General features: G+C 42.5%; 2 protein-coding genes and 1 pseudogene. All 3 read right to left on the bottom strand.

Annotated features, from left to right (window positions below; all coding sequences use genetic code 11):
- Positions 1-305: TRAP transporter large permease subunit (locus tag DWA01_RS04320; protein WP_136057658.1), on the bottom strand; the 305-nt coding region annotated here is incomplete at its 3' end.
- Entirely contained in the window at positions 302-835 is a 534-nt protein-coding gene (locus DWA01_RS04315; RefSeq protein ID WP_114284499.1) for a TRAP transporter small permease subunit, read from the bottom strand. The genes DWA01_RS04320 and DWA01_RS04315, both read right to left, overlap by 4 nt.
- 256 nt (positions 836-1,091) lie before the next feature.
- Positions 1,092-1,338 (bottom strand): annotated as a pseudogene (locus DWA01_RS04310) (hypothetical protein); the annotation flags it as partial.

The raw sequence follows: 1,338 nt of genomic DNA, 5'->3' as shown, positions 1-1,338 counted from the left end.
GAGCGTGAACCACCAAAGAAGCCCGCCATAATGAGCAACATGCGTTCGGCGAGTTTAGAGCGCTCCAACAAGATGCCCATCATCACAAACAGTGGCACCGCAATTAACAGTGAATTGTTCATCACGCCGAAGACACGTTGGGGAAATGCGCCAAAAAAACTTAAATCAAAGTGTCCAAAAAAGGAGGCTATTATGCCAATCAATATCGGCACTCCCGAGATAGCCAGCATCACCGGCATGCCACTCATGATCGCCAGCAACAGTGAGAAGACTAATAACAGTAACCAGATCGCCTCGATACTCAAGAGGATTCGCTCCCATTAACGGCAGCAGATTGACCTTCTCCATAAAGGTATTTACCACCCCTTACCACTACCGCTATTCCCTGTACTATTAACAACATACACGCGACAGGTAAAGTTGTTTTAACCAGGAAGAGTCCACCCAGCCCACCCGTTTCTCGAGAGCCTTCCGCAATGCTCCAGGCATAGAGAATATCTGGCCATACCCAATATAAAATCATCAGATAAAAAGGTAACAAGAAGCCTATGATTGAAACGATATCAACGATTTTTTTTAGTCGAACGCTGTGTTTTTCCCGAAATACATCAACCCGTACATGACTGTTGCGGCCAAAGCAGTAAACCACGCTCAACACTACCAGCGCACTAAAGCTGTACAGAGCAAAGTCGTGCAACTGTAAATAGCCTATGCCGTAGATATACCTCAACAGTACAATAGTAATCTCGCTAATCACTAAGGCGCAGACTAAATACAGGCAAATCTTTTCCACCAGTAGATGCAGGAATTCGCTTAACTTGTATGAATAATCCAAATTTTATCCTAATTGTTTAATGTAGTAAGTGGTATTTATGACGATCTCATTGAACGTTATCTACGCTATAAATTTTCGTCTATTTCAGTTGTTGTTTGATAATTAACCACTCGAGAAATATTGACAGCGGATCAGCTACTGTCATATGGCTGAGTATCAACATCTGATCATCACTGGCCTGCTGTAATTGATTAGTTGGGCCCACACAGCAAAAAACCGCATATAGCGGTTTTTTATCGAACAGAAGCCGCTGCTATTAGATATCTATCACATCAAAAGGCACTAGCGTATCTACATCTAGTTCGTAATCAATACCTTCGATACCAAAGCCAAACAACTTCAAAAATTCTGATTTGTAATAAGCGTAATCCGTCGTTTCAAAAACATTGTCATCGGATACTTGCTCCCAGATAGCTTTACAGCGAGCCTGAATATCAGCACGTAATTCCAGGTCATCCATACGATAGCGATTAGCATCATCGTACTGCACTTCATCACTGCAC

The sequence above is a fragment of the Candidatus Halocynthiibacter alkanivorans genome, from assembly GCF_003333265.1.
GTDB lineage: Bacteria > Pseudomonadota > Alphaproteobacteria > Rhodobacterales > Rhodobacteraceae > Halocyntiibacter_A > Halocyntiibacter_A alkanivorans.
The sequence above is the reverse complement of the archived record's forward strand: the minus strand, read 5'-3'. Positions and strand labels throughout refer to the sequence as shown.